Source organism: Candidatus Hepatincolaceae symbiont of Strigamia maritima, assembly GCF_055505085.1.
Map to the genome: position 1 here is coordinate 1 of NZ_DBKDTU010000159.1, position 7,622 is coordinate 7,622.

Annotated in this window: 7 protein-coding genes; 3 read left to right on the forward strand and 4 right to left on the reverse strand. The window is 30.8% G+C overall.

Annotated features, from left to right (window positions below):
• Positions 1–32 precede the first annotated feature (32 nt).
• The 4 genes from ACQCX0_RS04270 to rph all read right to left on the reverse strand — a co-directional run bounded on the left by ACQCX0_RS04270 (position 33) and on the right by rph (position 3,591).
• Positions 33–734: an N-acetylmannosamine-6-phosphate 2-epimerase gene (locus ACQCX0_RS04270; protein WP_462562941.1), complete on the reverse strand. Its 702-nt coding sequence runs from the start codon at positions 732–734 to the stop codon at positions 33–35.
• A 174-nt stretch (positions 735–908) separates the two neighbouring features.
• Positions 909–2,093 carry a radical SAM family heme chaperone HemW gene (gene hemW / locus ACQCX0_RS04275; protein WP_462562942.1) on the reverse strand — a complete coding sequence of 395 codons (1,185 nt, stop codon included), beginning with the start codon at positions 2,091–2,093 and terminating at the stop codon, positions 909–911.
• A gap of 139 nt (positions 2,094–2,232) precedes the next feature.
• A complete protein-coding gene (gene rdgB / locus ACQCX0_RS04280) occupies positions 2,233–2,853 on the reverse strand; it encodes an RdgB/HAM1 family non-canonical purine NTP pyrophosphatase (protein WP_462562943.1) in 621 nt (206 codons plus the stop codon).
• A 6-nt stretch (positions 2,854–2,859) separates the two neighbouring features.
• Positions 2,860–3,591, reverse strand: coding sequence for a ribonuclease PH (gene rph / locus ACQCX0_RS04285; RefSeq protein WP_462562944.1), 732 nt, complete (start codon positions 3,589–3,591; stop codon positions 2,860–2,862).
• A 140-nt stretch (positions 3,592–3,731) separates the two neighbouring features.
• Here rph and ACQCX0_RS04290 point away from each other — a divergent pair, with 140 nt between their 5' ends.
• The 3 genes from ACQCX0_RS04290 to dnaJ form a co-directional block, all read left to right on the forward strand.
• Positions 3,732–4,382: a nucleotide exchange factor GrpE gene (locus ACQCX0_RS04290; RefSeq protein ID WP_462562945.1), complete on the forward strand. Its 651-nt coding sequence runs from the start codon at positions 3,732–3,734 to the stop codon at positions 4,380–4,382.
• A gap of 110 nt (positions 4,383–4,492) precedes the next feature.
• Positions 4,493–6,436 (forward strand): molecular chaperone DnaK, encoded by a 1,944-nt coding sequence (gene dnaK, locus ACQCX0_RS04295; RefSeq protein WP_462562946.1) that lies wholly within the window; start codon positions 4,493–4,495, stop codon positions 6,434–6,436.
• A gap of 113 nt (positions 6,437–6,549) precedes the next feature.
• On the forward strand, positions 6,550–7,622 hold a 1,073-nt coding region (gene dnaJ / locus ACQCX0_RS04300), incomplete at its 3' end, for a molecular chaperone DnaJ (protein ID WP_462562947.1).

The window sequence follows — 7,622 nt, forward strand, 5'->3', positions numbered from 1 at the left end:
TAATTATTTATTCTATAATAAGATTTTTTAAATTAGTTTAATGAAATCAATGCCTTTACAAAAGCTTTAGTAATTAATTGTGGTCTAGTAATTGCGGTTCCTACAACTATAGAAAAAGCCCCAACACTTAAAGCAAGCTTAGCTTGTTCCGGAGTATCTATGTTGCCTTCAGCTAAAACTGGAATTTTTACATTTTGTACTAATTCTTTAATAAATTGAAAATTATTATCTGGGACAGTTTTCCCTTTAGTATCATTGGTATAGCCATGGAGAGTTGTAGCTATTAAATCAAATCCTAATTTTTCTGCAAAAACTGCCTCTTCAATAGTAGAAATATCAGCTATAAAGAGCTGTTTAGGATAAGTCTTTTTTACTAAAGAAAAAAAATCTTCTAATTTTTGTTTGAAGGGACGGATTCTTGAAGTAGCATCGATAGCAATTACGTCAGGCTGAATAGTGAATAATTCTTCAATTTCTTTTAGAGTAGGAGTAATATAAACTGCTGAATCAGGATATTCTTTTTTTAATAGAGCAATTATTGGTAAATTAGTAGTAGCTTTAATTGCTTGAATATCTTCAATAGTGTTTGCTCTAATTGCTACTGCCCCGCCTTCTTTAGCAGCCAAAGCCATTCTAGACATAATAAAAGAACTATGTAAAGGTTCGTTACTTAAAGCTTGACAAGACACAACTAATTGTTTTTGTAAAATATTTTTTATAGTCTCTAAATTCATTTATTTCCTTAGTAATCATTATAAAAAAACTCCATAAAAGAATTTTAATATTGATGTTTCTACTCCATAGTATTGTTTATCATCACTGATTTGTCAAGTAGAAAATAAAGAACTTTTTACAACATTATAATTTTTTTTGAAGATTTTTATAAAAATTTTATAAAAAGACCAGTATTATTCAACTAATAACTGTGAAATAACATAATTTAACAAAAGTTTACCTTGCAGAGTAGTAGTTATTTCAGAATTATGATTTTTTAATAGTAGCTTATTCTCGATTAAGAATTTAATTTTCGCAGGAGATAAATGTTGGGATAAATCTTTGGGAATACATTTATTGAGACGTAAATAAGTCATAATTACTTCTTCAAAGCGTTGTAGAGTTGAGAGTTCTTCAAAAACATTAAAAGTATTATCAGAAAAAATAGTAGAGTTTTTTAGAACTTGGTCACACCATTTTTTAGGATTTTTGATTTGCTCTGTACTAATAAATTTCTGATTATAATAAAGTTTACCATAAGCTCCTGGACCTATTCCCAGATAAAACCCTCCTTCCCAATAATTTAAATTATGAATACTTTCTTTATGTTCTGTTGAAAAATTAGAAATTTCATATTGTTTGATATTATGTTGTGCTAAGGTAGTGATAGTTTCTATGAAAAATTCTGCTCCTTTCTCTTCAGAAATAGTAGGAATGTTTTTAGTATAGAAAACAGTATTGGGTTCTATTGTTAAATGATAAATAGAGATATGTTCTTTAAAAAATTTTAAGGCATAATTAAGTTCTGTTAGCCAAGATTGTAATTCTTGGTGAGGTAGAGCACAAATTAAATCAAAAGATACTCTTTCAAAAAGGGTATTAGCTAAATCAAGGGCAATTTGGGCTTCATTTACATTATGATTTCTTCCTAAGAATTGTAAATTTTGCTGATTAAAAGATTGGATACCGATAGAAATTCTATTAATACCAACAGTTTTTAAATTTTTAAATTTTTCAACTTCTATAGTAGAAGGATTAGCCTCTAGAGTTACTTCCGTAGGTAAAATATTTTTATTAATAAGGGCTATAAAATTAAGAATTTTTTCAACAGTGCTTACTTTCATAAGAGAAGGGGTTCCACCTCCAAAAAAAACCGAAGTAATAGTTTTATTTCTTAAAAAATTACTGTGTTTTTGTAGTTCTGCTAAATAAGCATTTTCCCAAAGTTCATAATCAATATGTTTAAAAGAGTAACTGTTAAAATCACAGTAAGGACATTTTGCAAGGCAATAAGGCCAATGAATATAAATACTAAGTTTATTTCCTCGTGCAGAAAGGTTTGTTTTTAAAGGACTTGGTACTTGTTCGGAAGTATTCATATTAAAATTTTTTATTAAGAGCCTGTAAGTGAAGTTTACTAGTAGAGTAAGTCTTTAGCAAGGAATTTTTAGTAATTTAAGAATAGTTAGGATAAAGATTAAAAGAAAAATTCTTTTGATAAGCAGTTAAAGAAGATTATTAAGCAACTGTAGGGAAACAGTATTTTACTAAATTATTAATAGCATGTTGTCTGTGACTAATAGTATTTTTAAATACAGACTCCATCTCTGCAAAAGTTATATCATACCCATTGGGTTTAAAAATAGAATCATAAGCAAAGCCGTTATTACCTTTTTTTGGAAAAGTAATACTCCCTTTTACTATTCCGGTGAAAAATTCAAAAATTTTAGTTCTAGGAAAATATAAACATAAAACACAAACAAAACGTGCTTCCCAATTTTTAATTCCGGTTTCTAAATGTTGTTTATTCATGAGGTTTTCTATGGTATGTATGGCAATATTATAATCATTATTAATAGCCCAACGTGCGGAAAAAATCCCAGGTTGATTATTAAGAGCTACTATCTCTAATCCGGAATCATCTCCCAAAGCAATTAATCCAGTCTCTTCCGCAACAAATTTGGCTTTAATTAAAGCATTTTGTGCAAAAGTAGTACCATCTTCAACAGGATCTTTTAAATTATAATCAGAGGATTTAGTTAATTTTACGTCATAATGAACTAAAATAGTTTGTAATTCTAGTAATTTATTAGTATTATGTGAAGCTAGAACTATGGTTTTCTTTAGTAAATTTATCATAATTTTTTATTGGATAGTCAGAGATAACAGGGTTTTTCTTTGTAAAGTAATAATTTCTTGAATTCCGGTTTTTGCTAGTTGCATTAAATCTGTTAAATGTTCAAAACTTAAGGGTTTTTGTTCTGCAGTGGCTTGAATTTCTATAAGTTTCCCCTCTCCGTTGAGTACAAAATTAGCATCTACCTCAGCATTACTATCTTCAAGATAATCTAAATCTAAAATCGGAGTAGTTTTATAAATCCCACAAGAAATAGCTGCTACTTCGGTATTAATAGGGAAAAACTGCAAAACACCTTTTTTATGTAATTTATGTAAAGCTAAAAAAAGAGCAATATAAGCACCATTAATGGAAGCAGTTCTAGTCCCGCCGTCTGCCTCCAGCACATCACAGTCTATTTTTACTTGTCTCTCACCTAAGGCTTTTAGATTAGTTACTGCTCTAAGACTTCTACCGATTAATCTTTGAATTTCTTGAGTTCTACCGGTTTGTTTGCCTTTTACAGCTTCACGCTCAATTCTTGTATTAGTGGAACCTGGTAACATTCCGTATTCAGCACTAATCCAACCCATTCCCTTATTCTTTAAAAAACTAGGGACTTTTTCTTCAATAGTAGCAGTACAAATTACTTTAGTATTACCGAAACCAATAAGACAGGAACCTTCAGAATTTTTTAAGTAGTGGGGTTCAAAGCTAATTTCTCGCAATTTATTATAAATTCTGCCAGAGGGTCTCTGCATTTAATAACTCTTAAGTATATAAAAAATCAATTATAAATCAATTTATAACATATAAAATTTATTTTCAAAATACTAATGCAAAAATAAAAAAATATACTATCTGTATTATAAGATATAAAATTAAATGGTGGAGCTAAAATATGACTAATAAAAATTCACGGGAAAGTCTTAAGGAGAATTTTAATACAGAAAATATTCAAGAAAATACTGAGAAAAATAATATTTCTAAGACTTTACAATCTAAAACAGAAGATGGCTTGAATCAAGAACCGGGATTAACAACAGAAAATACCAGTGCTGAGCTACAAAGTACAGAATTACAAATTAAAGAATTACAACAACAGATTCAAGTATATGATAATAAATATTTAATGGCTTTAGCAGATTTAGATAATGCTAGAAAAAGATATGACAAAATGCAAAAAGATGTTAGTACGTATGCTATAGCATCCTTTGCTAAAGATATTTTAGGAGTAATGGATATTTTTTTAAAAGCCCTAGTTGAGGTACAAAATAAACAATCCAAAGAAATAAATGCAGAAAACCTTAAGGGTTTTATAGAAGGGATTACTTTAACTTACGCTGAGTCTGAAAAAATTTTACAAAAATACGGAGTAAGAGAAGTAGAGGCATTAGGGCAAAAATTTAATGCTAATTTACATGAATCTTTATATAGCAAAGTAGATGGAAGCAAAGAAGACGAACAAATTATTGAAGTTTTAGAAAAAGGCTATATTTTAGGAGAAAGATTGCTCAGACCTGCTAAGGTAGCTATAATAAAAAATTCATAATTAGCCTTGCATAAATAAAAAAATCTTCTTACCTATAATAAGATATAATTAAGAAACTCAAATTATAAGACAACTAATAATATAATAACAAGAGAGAAAGGATAGAAAAAATGGCAAAAGTAATAGGAATAGATTTAGGAACAACTAATTCTTGTGTGGCGGTAATGGATGGTAAAGAACCTAGAGTGCTTGAAAATTCAGAAGGTGCAAGAACAACACCTTCAATGGTCGGTTTTACTAAGGATGGTGAAAAATTAGTAGGACAACCTGCTAAAAGACAGGCAGTAACTAACCCTAAAGCTACTTTGTTTGCAATTAAGAGATTAATCGGTAGAAAATTTAAAGATAAAGATATTGAAGCCATAAAGAAATTATCTCCTTATAAAATTGTAGCAGGAAAAAACGGTGATGCCTCAGTAGAAGTTGAAGGTAAAACTTATACTCCTCAGGAAATTAGCGCAATTATTTTACAAAAAATGGTAGATACAGCAGTAAGTTTCTCAGGAGAAAAACCAACTGAAGCAGTAATTACCGTGCCGGCTTATTTTGATGATGCTCAAAGACAAGCCACTAACGATGCCGGTAAAATTGCCGGTTTAAATGTTTTAAGAATTATCAATGAACCAACCGCTGCTGCTTTAGCATATGGTTTAGATAAAAAGAAAAATGGTATTGTAGCAGTGTACGACCTCGGAGGTGGTACTTTTGATGTTTCTATTTTAGAAATAAATGATGGGGTATTTGAAGTAAAATCTACTAACGGAGATACAACTTTAGGGGGTGAAGATTTTGATAGAAAAATTATTTCTTACCTGATTGAAGAGTTCAAAAAGGAATCTGGTATAGATTTAACTACAGATACTATGGCTTTACAAAGATTAAAAGAAGCTGCTGAAAAAGCCAAAATTGAACTATCCAGCTCTATGCAAACTGATATTAATTTACCTTTTATTACAGCAGATGCTAGTGGTCCTAAGCATATAAATATTAAACTAACTAGAGCTAAGTTTGAATCCTTAGTAGCTGATTTAATAAAAAGAACTATGGATCCGTGTAAAGCTGCTTTAAAGGATGCTAAACTTCAAGCCTCTACAATTGATGAGGTGATTTTAGTAGGAGGAATGACTAGAATGCCTAAAGTTGCTGAGGTTGTAAAAGAATTTTTTGGAAAAGAAGCTCATAAAGGGGTGAATCCTGATGAAGTTGTAGCTGTTGGTGCGGCTATTCAGGGCGGTGTTTTAAAAGGAGACGTTAAGGATGTATTATTACTTGATGTAACCCCTCTTTCACTAGGAATAGAAACTTTGGGAGGAGTATTTACTAAATTAATTGAAAAAAATACCACTATCCCTACTAAAAAAAGTCAAGTATTTTCAACTGCAGAAGATAATCAAAGTGCAGTAACTATTAGGGTGTTCCAAGGAGAAAGATCTATAGCTCATGATAATAAGTTATTAGGGGCTTTTGATTTAATAGGATTACCTTCTTCGCCAAGAGGAGTTCCGCAAATTGAAGTAATTTTTGATATAGACGCTAACGGAATTGTAAATGTTTCTGCTACTGATAAAGCTACAGGTAAAGTTCAGCAAATTAAAATTCAACCTTCAGGCGGATTATCAAAAGAAGAAATTGAAAAAATGATTAAAGATGCTGAAGAAAATGCTGAAGCTGATTTAGAAAAGAAAGCTAAAATTGAAGCAGTAAATGTAGCAGATAATCAAATTCATAATGTAGAAAAACAACTATATGATTTAGGAGATAAAGTTTCAACAGAACTTAAAACTGAAATTGAAACAGCAATTGTTGATTTAAAAACTGCTAAAGACGATACCACAACTACGATTTCTGCTGAAGATATTCAAAAGAAAACGGAAGCCCTAACTAGTGTTGCAATGAAACTCGGAGAATTACTTTATAAGCAAGAAGCCGAGAAACAAGCCACAGCACAGGCAACAGCCGGAGAAACTACTGAGGGAGTAACTGAGGGTGAAGCACAAGTCGCTGGTAACAATAAAGAAGATATAGTAGATGCCAAATATGAAGAAAAAAAATAATAGGCAAAATTTATTTTCAAGTTAACTATACAAAAACTAAGAGTATATACTTTAGGTACATGCTCTTAGTTTATTTGTAATTAAATAATAAAATAAGAAATGGATTAAAAAAAATGAGTAAAGACTATTATAAAATCTTAGGGGTTAAAGAAAATGCTACAGAGAAAGAAATAAAGTCTGCATATCTTAATTTAGCTAAACAACATCATCCTGATAACAATAGAGGAAATAAAGAGTCAGAGAATAAATTTAAAGAAATTGGTGAAGCTTATGAGTGTTTAAAAGATTCTCAAAAAAAGGCACAGTACGATGCTGGAGCATATAATCCTAGCGGAGGAGGATATTCTTCACAAGGATTTGGAGCAGGAGGATTTTCTTCTAGCTTCTTTGAAGACATTTTTGGTAATTTTGGAGGATTTGAAGATATTTTCGGAGGTAGAAAAAAATCTAAGCAAAGCAACAGAGGTAATGATTTATTATATAATATGGAAATTACCTTAGAAGAGGCTTTTTTCGGTGCTAAGAAAGATATTCAAATAGAAATTAAATCTGCTTGTGGGAGATGTAACGGTTCCGGAGCTGATGGGCAACCTGAATATACCACATGTACAACTTGTAAGGGTAGTGGTAGGATTAGAGCTAGAAACGGCTTCTTTTCCGTGGAGCAAACCTGTCATGTTTGCGGTGGAGCAGGAGAGTCTCTAAAAAACTCTTGTAAAAATTGTAAAGGAAACGGGGTTGTACCGAAACATAAGACTCTTAGTATAGATATTCCCTCAGGTATCGGGAGCGGTATGAGAATTCGTTTGCAAGGTCAGGGGGAAGTTGGATTTAGAGGAGGAGAAGCAGGAGATTTATTTGTTGGTATTAATATTAAAGCACATAAAACTTTTACTAAAACAGACAATAATTTAAATGTCCAAGTTAGTATTCCAATGGTCTTGGCAGCGGTGGGTGATAATATAGAAATTCCTACAATTGATGGTAGTACTATAGAATTAAGAATTCCTGCGGGAACTCAAAGTGGGCAAATTTTTAGGGTAAAAGGCAAGGGTATGAAAATTCTAAATTCTTTTTCAAAAGGTGATATGTTTGTTAATATTAAAGTGGAAACTCCAGCCAACCTAAATTCTGAACAAAAAGAAATATTAAGAAAATATTTTTTAAGTGCCGATTCTGTTTATGC

Coding starts and splice junctions, on each gene's coding strand:
- ACQCX0_RS04270 (WP_462562941.1), bottom strand. CDS start 734: ATGAATTTAGAGACTATAAAAAATATTTTACAAAAACAATTAGTTGTG.
- hemW (WP_462562942.1), bottom strand. CDS start 2,093: ATGAATACTTCCGAACAAGTACCAAGTCCTTTAAAAACAAACCTTTCT.
- rdgB (WP_462562943.1), bottom strand. CDS start 2,853: ATGATAAATTTACTAAAGAAAACCATAGTTCTAGCTTCACATAATACT.
- rph (WP_462562944.1), bottom strand. CDS start 3,591: ATGCAGAGACCCTCTGGCAGAATTTATAATAAATTGCGAGAAATTAGC.
- ACQCX0_RS04290 (WP_462562945.1), top strand. CDS start 3,732: ATGACTAATAAAAATTCACGGGAAAGTCTTAAGGAGAATTTTAATACA.
- dnaK (WP_462562946.1), top strand. CDS start 4,493: ATGGCAAAAGTAATAGGAATAGATTTAGGAACAACTAATTCTTGTGTG.